The organism is Klebsiella sp. 10 (assembly GCF_018223925.1).
Taxonomy (GTDB): domain Bacteria; phylum Pseudomonadota; class Gammaproteobacteria; order Enterobacterales; family Enterobacteriaceae; genus Klebsiella; species Klebsiella pneumoniae.
The window spans coordinates 101,245-120,582 of record NZ_JAGRRB010000004.1 but is presented as its reverse complement, the minus strand read 5'-3'; the positions used below and the strand labels follow the sequence as shown (position 1 = coordinate 120,582).

Genomic DNA, 19,338 nt, shown 5'->3' with positions numbered 1-19,338 from the left:
ATGGAATAGTAAAAACCATAATGGAGTAGGGTATGAAGCATGTGCACAAGCTGGCCTGGATAGGCCTGTTCGTCAATATTATTATCTGTTTTGTCGCGCGAAATTTATTACTTGATGAAGGACAGCTGAACTTCCATAGTCGGGCGGACGGCGTATGGTCCTGGCTGGTGCTGGCCCTGTTTATTGCCGTGGTGGTTCAGGCGATCAGCATAATGCTGTCAGGCCGCTACCCTTATCTGGCCATCGTCCTGGCGTTTGTTGGCGGCATCGTGATGGTGCCCGCCAGCGTGATCTTTCTGGTGGGTAGTCTGTTCAGCTTGCAAACGCGGATTAACGCCGGATTTACGCCCTGGCGATCAACCACGGCAGTGGGCGAGGCTGATAACCAGCAGCTATTAACCTTTAATGCCTCAGGCTTTTATCCCCAAGGGGCGCTGGCGCTCATCGCCGGGATCATTATTTTAATGATTGGCATGGGGATAGGCGGAGTATTTATTGCCGCCGGTATTGTTGCGCTGTGCAATGGCTATCGTCTGCAAAATCGGGTGGTGATTGGCGTGAGCGGCGAGTCGATGATATTTACGCCGGGGCTTTATGCCGATACCTACGTTATTCCCTTGCGGGATGTTGCCGTAGTTGAACGCAGCAATAATGATGCGAAAGTCCGGCTGCTGATCCGTTCCAGCGGCAGAAGCTTCACGTTGCGTAAAAAACTGCTCGCCGGCGATAAGGTTAATGACGCCTTCGCCGCCATTCTGGCAAAACTGACTACCGTTTAATGCTGGCAGAATAGAGAAGCCGCCAGGCGGCGCGAGGCGTCCTGGCGGTGAAAGGTGGGGTTAGCCTGCGCGGCTACCGCACCAGCTTGTCTCTTACGAACAGCACTGCCTGTTAATCCACGTTAGTAAAATAATCGCGCGCGGCGGTCTCGACGCGTTTCGCATCCAGCCCGGTCTTCTCAGTGATCTGTTCGATAAACGATTTAAATTTTTCGCTCATCACGTTACCCCCTTCCCAGTGGGCGACGTAAAATTTGCACTGATAGCGATAAAAATGGAGAGTGGTATCTCCTAACGTGTAATACATGCGCTTCTCCTGTCCGGTAGTACGGTTGCCGCGTCCACAGCGTCAGCAACCTCTTTCTCATTACGATCGATCTGCATTCTATCCTCCTCCCAATTGGCTGAAATTTCCAGCGGTGCTTTGCGCCATGGAGCAGGATAAAGCAATGTTAATCTGCGGATAGATAGTGATTTTTTCTAAGGTGGCGCAAAAGTAGCGGTTACCTGCGGGCCGCGCAGGTAACCGGAGAACAGGGCGGATTAGCGCAGCGTGTTGCGCTCGTCGTCGGACAGGTCCAGGGTCTGCACCATACCACTTTCAGCAGAGCGCACCGCCGCTTCCAGAACGGCCATCACCGCCAGCGCTTCCACCGGCGGCACCGGATTGGCGATCTGGCCCTTCAGCGCATCGCGGATCAGCATATAGTACTGGCGCTGATCGCCCTGCGGGGTAGCCTGCGCGTGGGCCTGCAGCGAGGCATCATAGATAACCAGCGGGTCGTCATCCTGGCCCCAGTCGGCGCTGCCCGGTACCACGCCCGCCAGCAGCTGGCTCTCCTGTTGGTCGGCCCGCGCTTTGATAACGCTACCTTTATCGCCGTGCACGGTGAAGCGCGACGAGCCGCCCGCGACCAGCATGCTGCAGTGCAGGATCACTTTATGCGCCGGGTAGTTTAATACCACATGCGCCCAGTCGTTGATCTCCGCCCCGTCGCGCAGGGTGGCTATGTTACCTTGCACCGACTGCGGCAAACCAAATAGCTGCAGCGCCTGGTCGATCAGGTGCGGCCCCAGGTCGAACCACAAGCCGCTGCCCGGGACGTTCTGCTCGCGCCAGCGGACGCGGACTTCCGGGCGGAAGCGGTCGAAATGCGACTCGAAATGTTTCACCGCGCCGAGGGTGCCTTGCTCAATCACCTGACGGATCCCGAGATAGTCGCTGTCCCAGCGGCGGTTATGGAAGACGGAGAGCAGACGCTGTTTCTCCTCCGCCAGGGCGATCAGCTCCCGGGCCTCCTGCATATCGAGGGTAAAGGGCTTATCCACCACCACATGTTTGCCGGCGTTCAGCGCCAGACGTGCCAGCGGGGCGTGCGTGGCGTTAGGAGAGGCGATGACCACCAGGTCAACGTCCGGATGCTGGACCGCAGCTTCCGGGGAGGCGATCACCGTGACGTCCGGCAGGTCGCGTTTGACCTTCTCTTCATCGCGGGAAGCGACGAACGCCAGGTTCAGCCCCGGCACCGAACGGATAAGCGGCGCGTGGAAGGTCTTACCGACGAATCCGTAGCCAATCAGGGCGATATTTATCGTGTTGTTACTCATCAGGTTCTCCACGTTGTTAAGCGTCAGCAATATGTACAGAGAGGGCGGGGTCATCCCCCAGCTCAGCCCAGGGACGATCAAGAAAAAGATGGTGAATGTCGCTGAGTCCGGCCACCCGCCACGGTTCGCAGCGGTTGAGTTTGGTATGGTCCGCCACCAGCCAGTGCTCGGCGCTGGCGGCCAGCATGGCGCGTTTAACGTCGGCATCAGCTTCCTGGCTGGCGCTCAGCCCCAGCCCGGCATGGAGCGCGCAGGCGCCGAGAATGGCGATATCGGCCCGGTAGCGGGTGACCAGCGCCAGGGTGGCGCTGCCGGCGAACAGCCGTTGTTTACTATCCCACTGGCCGCCAAGCAGGATCAGCTGGATATCGGCACGGTCGCTGAACAGCTGAGCGATATCCAGAGATGCCGTGATCACGGTCAACGGCCCTTTCAGCTGGGCTGCCACCGCCAACAGCGTGCTTCCGGCGTCGAGAAACAGCGTCGAGCCAGAGGGAATGCGCGCGGCGACCTGCTGACCCAGGCGCTGCTTGGTCTGGGTGAGAAGAGCGTTTCTGCCCTGGCGCGTCATGGCCGGGACGTTAAGGGCGATGGCCCCGCCGTGGCTTTTCTGCAGCACGCCCTGTTGTTCCAGGTCGCTCAGATCGCGGCGAATGGTATCGGCCGACACCTGCAGCTCTGCAACCAGTTCGCTGATGCTCAGCTGACCGGTTTCGCTAAGCCTGTCGAGAATATGTTTTTGCCTGGCGAGCTTATGCATGGCCATTGACTCCGCAAATTAACGCAATAAACAGCATAATACAGCAAGAAGTTGCAAAATAAACGGCAAAACGTCGCTCTGTATGTGTTGAATCGTGAAGAACTTGATTTCACTAAGTTTTAACGTTAAATGAGGGGAGCGCCGCGACCGGGGCGAAAGCGCTTTTCAATGAAGCGACTAGGCCTGTATTTCCGGGTCATTAAAAGCAAGAATGCGCGCTTTCGCGTACCTTATAGAGAAGGCGCGTAATTTAGCAGATATGGATTAACGGAGGTTGAGTGGACGCGATTAAAGGCTCGGAGTTGCAGATACCGGACGCGATCTTCGCGTGGGTGCTCGACGGGCAGGGGGGCGTTAAGCCGCTCGCCGATGACGATATTATCGACAAAGACAAGCCTTGCTGGCTGCATCTCAACTATACCCATAGCGACAGCGCCGACTGGCTGGCGGCCACCCCGTTGCTGCCCAATAACGTACGCGATGCCCTGGCGGGGGAGAGCACCCGGCCGCGGGTGACGCGGATCGGTGACGGGGCGCTGATCACCCTGCGCTGTATCAACGGCAGTACTGATGAGCGGCCCGACCAGCTGGTGGCGATGCGCCTGTATATGGATGAGCGGCTGATCGTCTCCACTCGTCAGCGCAAAGTGCTGGCGCTGGACGATGTGCTGGGCGACCTGAAGGAAGGTAATGGCCCGACGGACGGCGGCAGCTGGCTGGTGGAGGTCTGCGATGCGTTGACCGATCATGCCAGCGAGTTTATCGAACAACTGCACGATCGCATTATCGACCTGGAAGACGACCTGCTCGATCAGCAGGTGCCGCCGCGCGGATTTCTCGCGCTGCTGCGTAAGCAGCTGATTGTGATGCGCCGCTATATGGCGCCGCAGCGCGACGTTTATGCCCGGCTGGCCAGCGAGCGGCTGCCGTGGATGAGTGACGATCAGCGGCGGCGAATGCAGGATATCGCTGAGCGGCTGGGGCGCGGTCTGGATGAGATCGACAGCTGTATCGCGCGGACGGCGATCATGAGCGACGAGATCGCCCAGATTATGCAGGAGTCGCTGGCGCGGCGGACCTATACCATGTCATTGATGGCGATGGTGTTTCTACCCAGCACCTTTTTAACCGGCCTGTTCGGCGTCAACCTCGGCGGGATCCCTGGCAACAGCTGGCATCTGGGGTTTAGCCTTTTCTGCTTGATGTTAGTCGTTGTCATCGGTGGTGTTGCGTGGTGGTTACATCGCAGTAAATGGCTGTAAAGAATCGCCTTTTAGCGGCTGTAGTGCCGGGAAAACCCGGCAATGTTTGAGCGAAATCAATAAACCATCTACCCATTCAGGGCAATATCTCTCTCGCAGGTGAATGCAACGTCAAGCGATGGGCGTTGCGCTCCATATTGTCTTACTTCCTTTTTTGAATTACTGCATAGCACAATTGATTCGTACGACGCCGGCTTTGTTGAGTCGGCTTTTTTTTTGCGCTCTCCGGACCAGCTTCTACCCTTACTAAGACACCCGACGGTTTCTGGCCGTTGACGCCTGCGGGTACGCCCGTATCACTCTCCGGGAGGCCTCTATGTATTACGCTTCAGAGCTGACAGCCCAGTCTATACCTATCTCGCCCGAGCCGAACGATCCGGCTCCTTTACCCGATCCACGACCGCGTCCGCAGCCCCAGCCCGATCCGCCGCCTGACGAAGAGCCGATTAAATTGTCGCATCAGGCGCGGAGATCTGCGAGGATACGCGCCTGCAGATTGTCTGCCTTTTAATACGAGAATACATTGTGACCGCTTTTTCTACCCTGACTGTTTTACCTGCCGCCCAATTAGCCAACCTTAACGAGCTGGGTTATCTGTCGATGACCTCGGTTCAGGCCGCCGCCCTGCCGGCGATCCTCGCGGGGAAAGATGTGCGCGTGCAGGCACAAACCGGCAGCGGAAAAACGGCCGCATTTGGGCTGGGTCTGCTGCAGCATATCGATCCGGCGCGCTTCGAGACCCAGTCGCTGGTGTTGTGCCCGACCCGCGAGCTGGCCGATCAGGTCGCCGGCGAGCTGCGCCGCCTGGCGCGCTGCCTGCCGAACATCAAGATTCTGATGCTCTGCGGCGGGCAGCCCTTTGGCGCCCAGCGAGATTCCCTGCAGCATGCCCCGCATATTATCGTCGCCACCCCGGGCCGTCTGCTCGATCATCTGCAGAAGGGAACGGTCTCCCTTGACGCGCTGCAGACCCTGGTGATGGACGAAGCGGACCGCATGCTCGATATGGGCTTTAGCGATGCCATTGATGAGGTGATCCGCTTCGCACCGGCTGACCGGCAGACGCTGCTGTTCTCTGCTACCTGGCCGGCGGCAATCGCGGCGATCAGCGGCCGGGTGCAGCGCAATCCGCAGACCATTGAGATCGACACTGTCGACGCGCTCCCGGCGATTGAGCAGCAGTTCTTTGAGGTTTCCCGCCACGGTAAGATTGCCCTGCTGCAGCGCCTGCTCAGCCAGCATCAGCCCGCATCCTGCGTGGTGTTCTGCAATACCAAACGCGATTGCCAGGCGGTCTGCGATGCGCTCAACGCCGCCGGGCAGAGCGCCTTGTCGCTGCATGGTGACCTTGAGCAGCGCGATCGCGATCAGACGCTGGTGCGCTTCGCTAACGGCAGCGTCCGGGTTCTGGTGGCGACCGACGTCGCTGCCCGCGGTCTGGACATCAAATCCCTGGCGCTGGTGGTGAATTTCGAGCTGGCCTGGGATCCGGAGGTGCATGTTCACCGCATCGGCCGTACCGCCCGCGCCGGTGAACAAGGGCTGGCCATCAGCTTCTGTGCGCCGGAAGAGGCGCAGCGCGCCACTATTCTGGCCGACATGCTGCAGCTTTCCCTGAACTGGCTGCCTGCGCCGACGGGCAACACCATCGCGCCGCTGACGGCGGAGATGGCGACGCTGTGTATCGACGGCGGGAAAAAGGCGAAAATGCGCCCGGGAGATGTGCTGGGAGCCCTGACCGGGGATATGGGCTTTGATGGTGCCGATATCGGCAAAATTACCGTCCACCCGGCCCACGTCTATGTGGCGATCCGCCAGAATATGGCGCAGAAGGCGTATAAGCAGTTACAAAATGGCAAGATCAAAGGTAAATCCTGCCGCGTACGACTGCTGAAGTAAGGGCAGGAGAGTGCGTCTCAGGCGGCTGCCTGAGACGCGTGAGGGTTATTTCACTTCCACTACGTTCAGACGCAGCTCATCGAGACGGGCGTCTTCTTCTTCCGGCTGCCAGCCGGCGGGCTGCAGGGGAATATCTTCCCGGTCAAACGCCAGATCGCCACCATCCACCACCTCTGAGCCGTGGGTGATGCCTTTAAAGTCAAACAGATTGACGTCGCTCAGGTGCGAAGGCACCACGTTCTGCATCGCGCTGAACATGGTTTCAATGCGCCCAGGATAACGCTTGTCCCAGTCGCGGAGCATATCGGCGATCACCTGGCGCTGCAGGTTTGGCTGCGAACCGCACAGGTTGCACGGAATAATCGGGAAGCCTTTGGCCTGGGAGAAGCGCTCGATGTCCTTTTCGCGGCAGTAGGCCAGCGGGCGGATGACGATGTGTTTGCCGTCGTCGCTCATCAGCTTCGGCGGCATCCCTTTCATTTTGCCGCCGTAGAACATATTCAAAAACAGCGTCTGCAGGATATCGTCGCGATGATGGCCGAGGGCGATCTTGGTCGCCCCGAGCTCGGTGGCGGTACGATAGAGGATGCCGCGACGCAGGCGAGAGCACAGCGAGCAGGTGGTTTTTCCTTCCGGGATCTTCTCTTTGACGATGCCGTAGGTGTTCTCTTCGACAATTTTGTATTCAACCCCCAGCTGCTCCAGATACGCCGGCAGAATATGCTCCGGGAACCCTGGCTGCTTCTGATCGAGGTTCACCGCCACCAGCGAGAAGGAGATGGGCGCGCTTTTCTGCAGATTGCGCAGGATCTCCAGCATGGTATAGCTGTCCTTGCCGCCTGAAAGACAAACCATAATGCGGTCGCCCTCTTCAATCATATTGAAGTCGGCAATCGCCTCACCGACGTTGCGGCGCAGACGTTTCTGCAGCTTATCGATGTTGTACTTTTCTTTTTTACTGATTTCTTGGTTTTGCAGCATGTAATAGTGGCTCAATTCATAGTGTGGCATCAGAAGAGCACGCATTCTGCCAGCCGCTGAACAACGTGGCGCTGGCGCGTAGCAATTATTGAGGTTTGACAGGCAACCGTGGCGTGTATGGTACGGATTCAGGGGCGGAATGTCAGCATCTTTCCGGCACTTTCGGCAGCGAGCAGCCAGGCGGGGGCGGCTGATGCGGAAATAAAAAGCCCGCCGGGCGGCGGGCTGCGGCGTTAGCGGACCACCAGTACCGAGCACTCGGCGTGACGAACCACCGCGGCGGCGTTGGAGCCCAGCAGATAAGTTGTGATATCCGGTCGGTGCGAAGCGATGATCACCAGGTCGGCTGGCAGCGACTTGGCCAGCGCAAGGATTTTATCTTTTGGCGATCCTTCCGCGACGTGAAAATGCATCCGGTCTTCCGGGATGGAGAACTGCTTCGCGATCTCTTTCAATTGCGTTTCAGAACCCTCACGCAGCTCATCCATGCCGGGAAGCTCAGCGGTATAGGCCATTCCCAGTGAGGCATAATAGGGCAGAGAAGGGATCACGGTGAGGAAATGCACCTCGGCGTCGTCAATCCGCGCTTCCGATTCAACGTGACTGATAATGCGTTCAGTAAATTCTTTATCAGAGATATCGATAGGGACAAGAATCATTCTGCTCATAAAACCTCCTGTTTAAGTATCCCTTCATATTGTACGGTATTAGGGCACGTTTTGTATCATGACCGCAGTCACACTTTGACATTAACGTAGCTTGCGTTCGGGAAATTTTCCTTTGATCACCCCGTCATAATACCGGCCTTTTGACACCACCTGTAAAAAATCATGAAAAATACGCGGTGGGACTCCGGTATATTGTAATGGCGGCTGGTGATAGAAATAGATTTCCAGTGTGGCGGAGGCGTCATCGTAGGCGACGGAGATAATTCGGGAAGATTTAACCGGATGGTGGTGCATGATGGACGTCCTCGGGCAAGCACTGACTGGCCATGACTATATCATTAAACGGACGGCTATTTTAGTCCGCGAGATATAGCGTTTTGTTTTATCTGCAGCGAGGCGGGTGGGGGAAAGCCCGCCGGAACCGGCGGGCAGGCGCATCAGAACTGGTAAACCAGGCCCAGGGCGACGATGTTATCGGTAGAGATACCGTTGTCTTCGTAGAATTTGTCGTTACCATCCAGCAGGTTGATTTTGTAATCAACATAGGTGGACATATTACGGTTGAAGTAATAGGTTGCGCCAACGTCCATATATTTGACCAGATCTTTATCGGCATAGCGGCCGTTATTGTACAGATCTTTGCCTTTGGACTGCAGGTAGGAGATGGCCGGACGCAGGCCGAAGTCGAACTGATACTGCGCGGTGACTTCGAAGTTTTGCGTTTTATTGGCGATACCGCCACCGTTGGTACTGCTGGTAGAGCCGTATGGCGTCATATTGCGGGTTTCAGAGTACATGGTCGCCAGGTAAATATCGTTGGCGTCGTACTTCAGGCCGGCGGTCCAGGCGTCCGCTTTGTCGCCTTTGGCGTATCGTTCGGTGTGAGTATAGTGTTGCTGGTCGCCTGTACGGTCAGACGAGGTGTAAGCTGCCGCCGCGCTGATGCCCATGCCGAAGTCGTAGGAAGTGGAGAGGCCGAAACCATCGCCATTGTCGAAGCGAACATCGCTGTCGCTGCTGCGGTTATTGGTGCCGACGTTGATATCCTGCGCGTTCTGGCCTTCGTTTTTACCCTGATACTGCAGGGCGAAGTTCAGACCCTCCACCAGACCGAAGAAATCGCTGTTGCGGTAGGTTGCGACGCCGTTGGCGCGGCCTGCCATAAAGTTATCCGCATAGGTGTAGGAGTCGCCGCCGAACTCCGGCAGCATATCGGTCCAGCCTTCAACGTCGTACAGCACGCCGTAGTTACGACCGTAGTCGAAGGAGCCGTAATCGCCCACTTTGATACCGGCGAATGCCAGACGGGTCCACGCCTGATCGCTGGAGGTCTCGGTGTTGTTGGCCTGAACGTTATATTCCCACTGGCCATAGCCGGTAAGCATATCGTTGATCTGGGTTTCGCCTTTAAAGCCAAAACGTAAATAAGTTTGATCGCCGTCTTTTTTCGAGTCGCTGGAGAAATAATGCAGACCATCTACCTTGCCATAGAGATCTAATTTATTCCCGTCTTTATTATAAATTTCCGCCGCATGCGCGGCACCGGCGGCTAATAAAGCCGGAATAACGAGGGCCAGTACTTTTCTTTTCATGAAGAAATTCCTTTAACTGTTTTTATGTTTTAACTTCCGGGTGGGAAGTGAACTCATGCTAAAGGAGCGGTCTGAGATCCGGTAAGACTCAATTGTTACGATATAAGTAAAATCTAAAATAAATAATACCAATGAAATGGTGATAATTATGCTGAATGCATTTATAGATAATATACAAAATAAAAATTATACATGCCTGGGCTAATCACGTATTATTTGCGCGTTATATGCCTTTATTGTCATGCCAATAATTTATTGTTGCCGTCTCATTCTGCGGAATGATGTTGTTTATCGGTAAAACGACAAGCCCGAACGTTGTGTTCGGGCTTTTTTTATGGACAAAGGTGACGGGGCGGTTAACCTTCGCTTGGCGATTTCTCCGCTTTGCCAGCCAGCTGGGCGAGGAAGTCATAGCGCTTCTGCAGATCGGCGGCGGCGTCTTTCCATAGCTGCTCCGCCACTTCAGGCTGCTGGGCGTTCAGGCGGCGGAAACGTTGCTCATTAAGCAGCGTCTCGGCCAGCGCGTCTGATGGCGGACGGGAATCTAGCGCCAGCGGGATCTTGCCTTCATCTGCCCGACGCGGGTCGAAGCGGTAGAGCGGCCAGAAGCCGGTGGCGGTCAGCTGACGCATCTGGTCGTGGCTGAGCGCCAGATCGTAGCCATGCTCTTCGCAAGGGCTATAGGCGATGATCAGCGATGGCCCCGGATAGGCTTCCGCTTCCTGAATCGCTTTTACCGTCTGGTTCAGCTGCGCGCCCAGCGAAATTTGCGCCACATAAACATGACCGTACATCATCATGCTGACGCCCAGATCTTTACGCGCCTTGCGTTTGCCATGCTCGCCAAACTTAGTCACTGCTCCCAGCGGGGTGGCTTTTGACGCCTGCCCGCCGGTGTTGGAGTAACACTGAGTGTCCAGCACCAGAATATTGACGTTTTCCGTCAGGCTCAGTACATGGTCCAGGCCGCCGAAGCCGATATCGTAAGCCCAGCCGTCGCCGCCGATCAGCCAGACGGATTTCTCCACCAGCGCGTCGGCATCGGTCAGCAGCTCTTCAGCACCCGCCACGCCGGCCAACGCCTGACGCAGGGCCGCCACCTGTTCGCGGCGAACTTCCGGCGTCGCCTCGGCGTGCAGCGCCGCGTTCAGCTCTGCCGGCAGCTTGTCGGCGAATTCGCTCAGCAGGCGCATCACGCGCTGGCGATGCTGGTCGACGGTCAAGCGGAAGCCGAGCCCGAATTCGGCGTTATCCTCAAACAGCGAGTTGGCCCACGCCGGGCCGCGGCCGTTGGCGTCGGTAGTGTACGGTGTCGAGGGCAGGTTGCCGCCGTAAATGGAGGAGCAGCCGGTGGCGTTGGCAATCAGCATTCGGTCGCCGTACAGCTGGGTCAGCAGTTTGATATACGGCGTTTCGCCACAGCCCGAGCAGGCGCCGGAGTATTCAAACAGCGGGCTGATCAGCTGCGAGGTGCGAATATCAATGCGCTCAAGTTTGCTGCGGTCGATTTCCGGCAGGTTGAGGAAGTACTCGTAATTGACCTTCTCCTCTTCCACATGCTCCAGGCGGGACATCATATTGATGGCCTTGATCTCCGGGTTCTGGCGGTCTTTTGCCGGGCACACTTCGACGCACAGGTTGCAGCCGGTGCAGTCTTCCGGGGCGACCTGCAGAACGTATTTCTGCCCGCGCATATCGCGGGATTTCACATCCAGCGAATGCAGGCTGGCAGGGGCGTTCTCCATCTCTTCCGGGGCGACCACTTTGGCGCGGATCGCCGAGTGCGGGCAGGCGGCGACGCAGTGGTTGCACTGAGTACACAGCGCTTCCTTCCAGATGGGGATCTCTTCGGCGATGTTGCGTTTCTCCCAGCGGGTGGTGCCCATGGGCCAGGTGCCGTCCGGCGGCAGGGCAGAGACCGGCAGCGCATCGCCGAGCCCGGCCAGCATCGCGGCGGTGACCGTTTTGACGAAATCCGGCGCGGCGTCGGAGACCACCGGCGGGCGGTTCGGACTGCTGGCGTTCACCGGCTGGAGCGGTACTTCCGCCAGTGATTCACGGGCCAGGGCCAGCGCCTGCCAGTTGCGCTCCACCAGCTCCTGACCTTTACTGCTGTAGCTTTTGGCGATGGCTGCCTGCAGTTCCGCCAGCGCGCTATCACCCGGCAGGATCTGGGTTAAATGGAAAAAGGCCATCTGCATCACGGTATTAATGCGCGCCCCGAGGCTGCATTCGCGGGCGATCTTTGCCGCGTTGACCACGTAAAAACGCGCTTTTTTCTGATTCAGGGTGGCCTGGACTTCCTGGGGCAGGCGGGACCAGACCTCATCGGCGCTGTACGGCGTGTTGAGCAGGAAAATGCCGCCGGGCTTCAGCCGCTCGGCCATCTGGTATTTATCGATAAACTGCAGCTGGTGGCAGCCGACGAAATCAGCCTGCGAAATCAGATACGATGAACGAATCGGTTTTTCGCTGACCCGCAGATGCGAGACGGTGAGGCCGCCCGCCTTCTTCGAGTCATAGACGAAGTACCCCTGGGAGAACCATGGGGTCGAGTTGCCGATGATTTTGATGTTATTTTTGGTGGCTGACACGCTGCCGTCGCTGCCGAGGCCGTAGAACAGGGCCTCGAGCTTGGCCTCTGCCGGCAGGGTATTTTCGCCCAGCGGCAGCGACAGGTTGGTCACGTCATCATAGATCCCGACGGTAAAGCGCGGCTTCGGCTGGGCGGCCTGCAGTTCACTGAATATCGCCAGCACGCATTCCGGACCAAACTCCTTGGAGGAGAGACCGTAGCGGCCGCCGATAGTGCGCGGTAGCGTCTCGCGCTCGCCGCGGTTAAAGGCTTCCGCCAGGGCGGTCATCACGTCGAGGTAAAGCGGTTCGGCAAGCGCGCCGGGTTCTTTGGTGCGATCCAGTACGGCAACCGCGCGGGCGCTTTCCGGCAGCGCCGCCAGCAGGTGGGCGGCGGAGAACGGGCGATAGAGGCGGACTTTTAGCACGCCGACTTTCTCGCCGCGACTCAGCAACTCATCGACCACCTCTTCGCAGGTGCCGATGGCCGAGCCCATAATGACGATCACGCGCTCTGCCTGCGGGTGGCCGTAAAACTCAAACGGTTTGTACTGACGGCCGGTGGCGGCAGCGAAATCGTCCATCGCTTTCTCGACATGGTCATACACCGCGTCGTACCACGGATTGGTGGCCTCCCGGGACTGGAAATAAGTGTCGGGGTTGGCCGAGGTTCCGCGGATCACCGGGTGTTCCGGGTTGAGCGCGCGCTGGCGATGCTCAGCGATCTTATCCTGCGGCAGCAGGGCGCGAATAGTGTCATCCGCCAGCGGGGCGATTTTGTTGATTTCGTGCGAAGTACGGAAACCATCAAAGAAATGAATAAACGGCACCCGGCTTTGCAGGGTGGCGATATGCGAGATTAGCGCGAAATCCTGCGCTTCCTGAACGCTGCTGGCGCACAGCATGGCGCACCCGGTCTGGCGGACGGCCATGACATCGGAATGGTCGCCGAAGATCGACAACGCATGGGTAGCGACAGTGCGGGCGGCGACGTGCAGCACAAACGGCATCAGCTGGCCGGCCAGTTTGTACAGGGTGGGGATCATCAGCAGCAGGCCCTGCGATGAGGTAAAGGAGGTGGAGAGGGCGCCGGTCTGCAGCGCGCCATGTACGGCGCCAATGGCGCCCGCCTCCGACTGCATTTCGACCACGCGGGGAACATCGCCCCAGACGTTTTTCAGCCCATTGCCGGCCCAGGCGTCAGCCTGTTCCGCCATCGTTGAACTGGGCGTGATCGGGTAGATGGCGATAACTTCACTGGTGCGAAACGCGACGGAAGCGACCGCGCCATTACCATCAATCGTAATCATATGAAGACACCCTTACATTGCGCAAAAGAATGGACGCGTGAAACCGCGACGCGCCCTGTAATTATATAAGGGGTAGTTTAGCAAACCGCTGACCCCGCCATTTTTGCATTTGTGTCCTCAATGCGCCGGGTACCCGTGACCAGATCAATATTTTGCGTGGTTCGCGGAGAAAATGGCTGCCTGCCGGGAGAGGAACCACCTGCGCCGGGCGACATGGCCGAGGCAGATCAAGCTTTCGGCGAAAATTTGCTAGAAAATGTTAATGAGGCGCATAAATACGTACTTCCCCTCTCGACGCCGCCCGCCACGCTGCCTATTATTCTGGGGTTTGCTTTTTTAAGACGTTTCCGAGGGGAGAGAGAATGCGAGCTGCGATGTTAGTAGGATGTGCGGCGCTGTTGCTGTCCGCGTGCAGTAGTGAACCCGTTCAGCAGGCCACGGCGGCGCACGTCACGCCGGGAATGCGGGCGGCGATGAGCGACGCCGGTCAGGCCAACTGCGCCATGATAGGCGGTTCGTTATCGGTGGCTCGTCAGCTCGATGGTTCGGCGATTGGCATGTGCGCGCTGCCGAACGGCAAACGCTGCAGCGAGCAGGCGCTGGCGGGCGGCAGCTGCGGCTACTAACAGCGGCCCCGTCGCGGGGCAGCGTCAGCGGCACCTCAACGCCGGCTAGTGCATCAGGTCGGCGAGCTTATAGACCAGCGTCTGGTCGGCGGTCGCCAGCGTCAACTGGTTTTCCGTCAGATCGACCTGCGCACCCTCGCGCAGCATCTTGTCGATCGTCGCATCCAGGGTATTGAGCTGGGCGTCGTGGCACAGCATCCGGGTCATTGCCAGCGATTTGACCTTCAGCTCGCCGTCCGACACTTTACCTTCCCCGCTAAAGCCGTTGCACATATTGCCGGATACATACATCTTGCCGGTAATAGCCACCTTCTCACCGAAGCTCAGCTCCAGCGGCCGGTCGCTGGCGTTGACCGCCTGGCCGTTGACGCTGGTCAGCACGAAACGATGATGCTGCAGCTGTTCCGCACCGGTGGACACTTTACTGTTATAGACACAGCCGGACAGCAGCATACCTGCCGCCAGAAGCGCCGCAAATTTGTTCATTTTCACTCCAAAACATTCACATAACTAATAAAACCAAGCCAGTGTAACGGTATCGCAGCGGGGATCTGTGGGGATTATCTGAATGTGCTCCCCCCGGGAGAGGAGCACAAAAGGGAAAGGCATTAGACGATGGCGTTCGGACAGGTTTCGCCGTTGGCGACCTGCTGCAGGTTACCCAGAGTGGTCTCCGAAATGCTGATCAGCGCCTCGGCGGTGAGGAACGCCTGGTGGCCGGTAAACAGCACGTTATGGCAGGCGGAGAGGCGGCGGAAGACATCGTCCTGGATCACGTCGTTGGATTTGTCTTCAAAGAACAGTTCGCGTTCGTTCTCATAAACGTCCAGCCCCAGCGCGCCAATTTTCTGGTGCTTCAGGGCGTCGATGGCCGCCTGAGAGTCGATCAGGGCGCCGCGGCTGGTGTTGATCACCATCACCCCGTCTTTCATCTGATCGAAGGCTTCGCGATTGAGCAGGTGGTAGTTTTCGTCGGTCAGCGGACAGTGCAGGGAGATCACGTCCGATTCCTTGTACAGCGTGGCGAGGTCAACATATTCCACCCCCAGCTCCAGCGCGGCGGCGCTTGGGTACGGGTCGAACGCCAGCAGGCGCATGCCGAAGCCTTTGAGGATCCGCAACATCGCTACGCCAATTTTCCCGGTGCCGATCACCCCGGCGGTTTTGCCGTACATGGTGAAGCCGGTGAGGCCTTCGAGGGAGAAATTGGCATCGCGGGTACGCTGGTAAGCGCGGTGGATGCGGCGGTTGAGCGACATCATCATACCGATCGCATGCTCAGCGACCGCTTCCGGAGAGTAAGCTGGAACGCGCACGACGCGCAGGCCAAGCTCCTTTGCCGCCTCAAGGTCGACGTTGTTAAACCCGGCGCAGCGCAGGGCGATATATTTCACCCCGTGGGCCTTCAGCTCTTCCAGCACCGGGCGGCTGCCGTCGTCATTGACGAAGATACATACCGCTTCGCAACCGTTGGCGGTTTTGGCAGTCTTCGCTGTCAGCAGGAAATCGAAGAATTCCAGTTCAAAGCCGTATGCATCATTAACGTGCTGCAGGTACTTTTTATCGTACTGCTTCGTACTATAAACCGCGATTTTCATAAGACTTTTCTCCAGTGATTATACCGTCACGGTAGCATATTTAAAATAATCGTACAATTATTAAAAAATAGTTTAATGAGAGGGTGCTAATCCTAATTCTAGAGCATATCGCGGACTTGCGGAATCTCTTTGAAAGACAAAGTTTTTTCACCACAAACTGAGGCTGAAAGCGCCGGGGGCGAGCAGCAGAAGCGGCCACAGCAGACCGGAGCTGACGTTAGCCAGCTGAAACGACCACAGCGGCAGACTGCTGGCGCCGCTAACGAAGGGCAGCGTAGCCCTCAGGGGAGAGAGAAAGCGGCTGAAAAAGATAGCCCACGGGCCATAGCGCTGAAAGAAGAGGCGGCTGCGGGCCAGACGCTCGGCGGTCAGCCAGCGTAGATGGGTGAGGCGATGACGGTAGCGAATGCCCAGCCGCCACGATAGCCAGAATCCGCCGATGGCGCCGAGGCTGGCGCTGGACCACATTAACAGGAAATGTCCGAGGCTGGCGGAAGCGAATGTTCCCAGCAGCAGCAGGCCGGAGGTGCCGGGGATTGCCAGCGAGACCAATGCGCAGGATTTAGTGAAGGTAAGCAGAAAAACAATCAGCAATACCCATGGATAGTGGTCCTGTGCGCTCTCTATGAGCGAGATAATTAACGACACCGCCTCTCCCGCAAGCTATTCCCGTCTGGCTGGAGTGTGGCAGGGGCGACTTAAACAACAGTTAAATGATAATGGCCGAACGTCGCGCCGCGATTCCGGCTGGCAACTATGCTTTAACAGGCCGTAAACTTTCACTCACTGGTCGAACGTGTCACAATGGACGCCTTTCGGCTTTTACTTATGTTGAATCAGGATATTAACTGCCCATGAAGGGTAAATATAAAGCCGCCATCGCGCTGGTGTTAGTTCTGGTGTTATTGCCGCTAACCCTGCTGTTGACGCTAACCCACTGGGTGCCGACGCTGGCGGGCATCTGGCTGCCCGTGGGCACGCGTATCTCTTTGCAGGAGAGCCCGCGCCTGACGCGGTCGGCCCTGCTGATCCCCGATCTGCGTTATCTGGTGGGCGACTGTGAAATCGCCCGGGTGACCGATGCCCGTCTCTCGCGTCCCAGCCGCTGGCGGCTGCATATTGGCCAGCTGGAGATCAACAGCGCCTGCCTGAGCAAACTGCCGGCCAGCGATCCCTCTCCCGGTTCACCGCGCACGCTTGCCGAATGGCAATCGATGTTGCCCTATAGCTGGTTAACCATTGACAATCTGCGGCTGTCGCCGTGGGAGAAATGGCAGGGGCGGCTGGTAATGTCATTAACGCCTGCGCAGCAGGATATCGGCTTTGCCGGGAAGGAACTGAGTCTGCAGGCGCGCCTGCGCGGCCAGGCGCTCACCGTCAGCCAGTTCAGCGCCCGGCTGACTGACGATCAGCCGCCGGTGAAGCTGGTGGGGACCTTCCATCTGCCGCTGGTGCCGGATGGTCTGCCGGTCGACGGCCAGATGCAGGGCACCTTCGAATTCCCGCAGACTGCGGAATGGATCGATGCTGAGCTCGAGTGGCAGCACAATCGCGGCCAGCTGCTGGTCACCCCGCGGGGTGAGGTAGAGCCTATTCTGGACCTGCCGTGGGAGATCACTCCGGAGCGGATCACCATCAGCGACGGCCGTTGGCGCACCCGTTACGAGGCGTATCCGCTGCGCGGGCGGGTGGCGCTGTCGGTGGGTAACTGGCAGCAGGGCACCGAACAGATGATCGTCAGCGGTCGCCTGAATGTTCTCACCGAGGGGCATGCCGGGAAGGGCAATGCGGTACTGAATATTGGTCCGGGCAAGCTGAGCATGGATAACAGCGATCTGCCGCTGCGGCTCACCGGCGAGGCCAAGCTGGGGGAGATGATACTATACGCGGCGCTGCCGGCTCAGCTCAGCGGGCCGCTGATCAGCCCGCAGCTGGCTTTTCACCCCGGTGCGTTGCTGCGCTCGCGCGGGCGGGTGATCGACGCGCTGAATATTGACGAAATCCGCTGGCCGCTGGCCGGGGTTAAGGTCACTCAGCAGGGCGTCGATGGCCGCCTGCAGGCGATCCTTCGCGCCCATGAGCAGCAGATGGGCGACTTTACGCTGCATCTGGACGGTCAGGTGAGCGATTTTCTGCCCGACAGCGGCCGCTGGCAGTGGCGCTACTGGGGCGAGGGACATTTTACCCCGATGCAGGCGCGCTGGGATGTGAAGGGCAGCGGGGAGTGGCGCGACAATGCTATTACCCTGAGCAGCCTCTCCACCGGCTTCGATAAGCTTGAGTACGGCACAATGCGGGTCAGCACCCCGCGTCTGACCCTCGAGCAGCCGATCCGCTGGCTGCGCGATGCTGAGCATCCGCGGTTGACCGGCGCGCTGTCGCTGGACGCCGCCAAAACCACCTTCTCCGGCGGCAGCTATCTCCCGGCCTCAACGCTGAAATTCGCCCTCGACGGTCGGGACCCGACGTGGTTCCAGTTCACCGGCGCCCTGCATGCCGAGGCTATCGGTCCGGTGCGTCTGTCCGGGCGCTGGGATGGCGAACGGCTGCGCGGCCAGGCGTGGTGGCCAAAACAGTCGCTAACGGTGTTCCAGCCGCTGGTGCCGCCGGACTGGAAGATGAACCTGCGCGAAGGCAGTCTCTACGCGCAGGTGGCCTTCTCGGCGGCAGCCGGGCAGGGATTTGAGGCGGGCGGCCATGGCGTCCTGAAGGGCGGCAGCGCCTGGATGCCGGATAACCAGATCAACGGCGTCGATTTCGTCCTGCCGTTCCGCTTCAGCGACGGTCACTGGCAGCTGGGCATCCGCCGCCCGGTCTCCCTGCGCATTGGCGAAATCGTCAACCAGGTCACCGCGCGTAATCTGACGGCGGACCTGCAGGGCACCTGGCCGTGGAGCGAGGCCAATCCGCTGCAGCTCAGCGACGTCAGCGTCGATCTGTTAGGCGGGAAACTGACGCTGCTGCAGCTGCGTATGCCGCAGCGCGACCCGGCGTTGATCCGCCTGCAGCATATCTCCAGCAGCGAACTGACCAGCGCCGTCAAGGTGAAACAGTTCGCCATGTCCGGCGCGGTGAGCGGTGCGCTGCCGCTGTGGCTGGAGAATAATCAATGGATCATCCACGACGGCTGGCTGCGCAATGACGGACCGATGACCCTGCGGCTGGATAAAGACACCGCCGATGCGCTGGTGGCGGATAACGTCTCCGCCGGGGCGGCGATTAACTGGCTGCGCTATATGGAAATCTCCCGCTCGTGGACGCAGATTAACCTCGATAATCTGGGCGTGTTGACGCTTAAGGCCAGCATCAACGGCACCAGCCGGGTGGAAGGGAAAAGCAGTACCGTGCATTTAAACTACGCTCATGAAGAGAATATTTTCGACCTGTGGCGCAGTTTGCGCTTCGGCGACAATTTACAGGCGTGGCTCGAGCAGAATGCTACGCTGCCCGTACGGCGCTGTGCGGACGGTAAGACATGTAAGGAACCTAAATGAAGAAGCTGTTACTGGCCATGGCGGCGTCGATGCTGCTCGCCGGCTGTACGCCGCGCATCGAAATCGCGGCGTCGAAAGAGCCCATCACCATCAATATGAATGTCAAAATTGAGCATGAGATCCATATCAAGGTCGATAAGGATGTGGAAAACCTGCTCAAATCCCGCAGCGATTTGTTCTGAGGCGA

Annotated in this window: 18 protein-coding genes; 7 read left to right on the top strand and 11 right to left on the bottom strand. The window is 58.4% G+C overall.

Annotation, left to right across the window (positions count from 1 at the left end):
• The first annotated feature begins 32 nt into the window (after positions 1-32).
• On the top strand, positions 33-779 hold the full coding sequence (locus KHQ26_RS04765; RefSeq protein ID WP_002902411.1) for a hypothetical protein: 747 nt from the start codon (positions 33-35) through the stop codon (positions 777-779).
• A gap of 112 nt (positions 780-891) precedes the next feature.
• Here KHQ26_RS04765 and KHQ26_RS04760 read toward each other — a convergent pair whose 3' ends face one another.
• From KHQ26_RS04760 to KHQ26_RS04750, 3 genes are all read right to left on the bottom strand, one after another.
• On the bottom strand, positions 892-1,086 hold the full coding sequence (locus KHQ26_RS04760) for a hypothetical protein (protein ID WP_004176404.1): 195 nt from the start codon (positions 1,084-1,086) through the stop codon (positions 892-894).
• A 236-nt stretch (positions 1,087-1,322) separates the two neighbouring features.
• Positions 1,323-2,441 (bottom strand): oxidoreductase, encoded by a 1,119-nt coding sequence (locus tag KHQ26_RS04755; protein WP_020803981.1) that lies wholly within the window; start codon positions 2,439-2,441, stop codon positions 1,323-1,325.
• Complete coding sequence (locus KHQ26_RS04750; RefSeq protein WP_004213984.1) at positions 2,404-3,147, bottom strand: DeoR/GlpR family DNA-binding transcription regulator; 744 nt, start codon at positions 3,145-3,147, stop codon at positions 2,404-2,406. Before KHQ26_RS04750 ends, KHQ26_RS04755 begins: the two co-directional genes overlap by 38 nt.
• Positions 3,148-3,425: 278 nt before the next feature.
• Between KHQ26_RS04750 and zntB the strand changes: the two genes are divergently transcribed.
• The 3 genes from zntB (at position 3,426) to dbpA (ending at position 6,308) form a co-directional block, all read left to right on the top strand.
• Positions 3,426-4,409, top strand: a complete 984-nt coding sequence (gene zntB / locus KHQ26_RS04745; protein ID WP_004148192.1) for a zinc transporter ZntB — start codon at positions 3,426-3,428, stop codon at positions 4,407-4,409.
• Between the two features lie 334 nt (positions 4,410-4,743).
• Positions 4,744-4,920 (top strand): hypothetical protein, encoded by a 177-nt coding sequence (locus KHQ26_RS26215; protein ID WP_303632692.1) that lies wholly within the window; start codon positions 4,744-4,746, stop codon positions 4,918-4,920.
• 14 nt (positions 4,921-4,934) lie between these two features.
• On the top strand, positions 4,935-6,308 hold the full coding sequence (gene dbpA / locus KHQ26_RS04740; RefSeq protein ID WP_020803983.1) for an ATP-dependent RNA helicase DbpA: 1,374 nt from the start codon (positions 4,935-4,937) through the stop codon (positions 6,306-6,308).
• Between the two features lie 45 nt (positions 6,309-6,353).
• Here the strand turns inward: dbpA and ttcA are convergent, their stop codons facing one another.
• The 5 genes from ttcA to nifJ form a co-directional block, all read right to left on the bottom strand.
• Entirely contained in the window at positions 6,354-7,289 is a 936-nt protein-coding gene (gene ttcA, locus KHQ26_RS04735; protein WP_002902422.1) for a tRNA 2-thiocytidine(32) synthetase TtcA, read from the bottom strand.
• 233 nt (positions 7,290-7,522) lie between these two features.
• The gene (uspF, locus tag KHQ26_RS04730) at positions 7,523-7,957 is read right to left on the bottom strand and encodes a universal stress protein UspF (protein ID WP_004140161.1); all 435 of its coding nucleotides are present in this window, start codon (positions 7,955-7,957) and stop codon (positions 7,523-7,525) included.
• 81 nt (positions 7,958-8,038) lie between these two features.
• The gene (locus KHQ26_RS04725) at positions 8,039-8,251 is read right to left on the bottom strand and encodes a KTSC domain-containing protein (protein WP_002902432.1); all 213 of its coding nucleotides are present in this window, start codon (positions 8,249-8,251) and stop codon (positions 8,039-8,041) included.
• A 143-nt stretch (positions 8,252-8,394) separates the two neighbouring features.
• A complete protein-coding gene (gene ompK37, locus KHQ26_RS04720) occupies positions 8,395-9,549 on the bottom strand; it encodes a porin OmpK37 (protein WP_002902433.1) in 1,155 nt (384 codons plus the stop codon).
• A gap of 356 nt (positions 9,550-9,905) precedes the next feature.
• The gene (gene nifJ / locus KHQ26_RS04715; RefSeq protein WP_020324683.1) at positions 9,906-13,433 is read right to left on the bottom strand and encodes a pyruvate:ferredoxin (flavodoxin) oxidoreductase; all 3,528 of its coding nucleotides are present in this window, start codon (positions 13,431-13,433) and stop codon (positions 9,906-9,908) included.
• Between the two features lie 362 nt (positions 13,434-13,795).
• Between nifJ and KHQ26_RS04710 the strand changes: the two genes are divergently transcribed.
• Positions 13,796-14,059, top strand: a complete 264-nt coding sequence (locus tag KHQ26_RS04710; RefSeq protein ID WP_004140155.1) for a DUF333 domain-containing protein — start codon at positions 13,796-13,798, stop codon at positions 14,057-14,059.
• Positions 14,060-14,104: 45 nt separating this feature from the next.
• On the opposite strand, the gene hslJ is transcribed toward KHQ26_RS04710, so the two are convergent.
• From hslJ to KHQ26_RS04695, 3 genes are all read right to left on the bottom strand, one after another.
• Positions 14,105-14,545, bottom strand: a complete 441-nt coding sequence (gene hslJ / locus KHQ26_RS04705) for a heat shock protein HslJ (RefSeq protein WP_016831201.1) — start codon at positions 14,543-14,545, stop codon at positions 14,105-14,107.
• Between the two features lie 122 nt (positions 14,546-14,667).
• Complete coding sequence (locus KHQ26_RS04700) at positions 14,668-15,657, bottom strand: 2-hydroxyacid dehydrogenase (protein WP_004176391.1); 990 nt, start codon at positions 15,655-15,657, stop codon at positions 14,668-14,670.
• Positions 15,658-15,804: 147 nt separating this feature from the next.
• Entirely contained in the window at positions 15,805-16,305 is a 501-nt protein-coding gene (locus KHQ26_RS04695; RefSeq protein WP_002902516.1) for a DedA family protein, read from the bottom strand.
• A gap of 206 nt (positions 16,306-16,511) precedes the next feature.
• Between KHQ26_RS04695 and KHQ26_RS04690 the strand changes: the two genes are divergently transcribed.
• Both KHQ26_RS04690 and KHQ26_RS04685 read left to right on the top strand, forming a co-directional pair.
• Positions 16,512-19,151 (top strand): YdbH family protein, encoded by a 2,640-nt coding sequence (locus tag KHQ26_RS04690; protein ID WP_020804000.1) that lies wholly within the window; start codon positions 16,512-16,514, stop codon positions 19,149-19,151.
• Positions 19,148-19,333: a YnbE family lipoprotein gene (locus KHQ26_RS04685; RefSeq protein ID WP_002902519.1), complete on the top strand. Its 186-nt coding sequence runs from the start codon at positions 19,148-19,150 to the stop codon at positions 19,331-19,333. Before KHQ26_RS04690 ends, KHQ26_RS04685 begins: the two co-directional genes overlap by 4 nt.
• Positions 19,334-19,338: the final 5 nt, after the last annotated feature.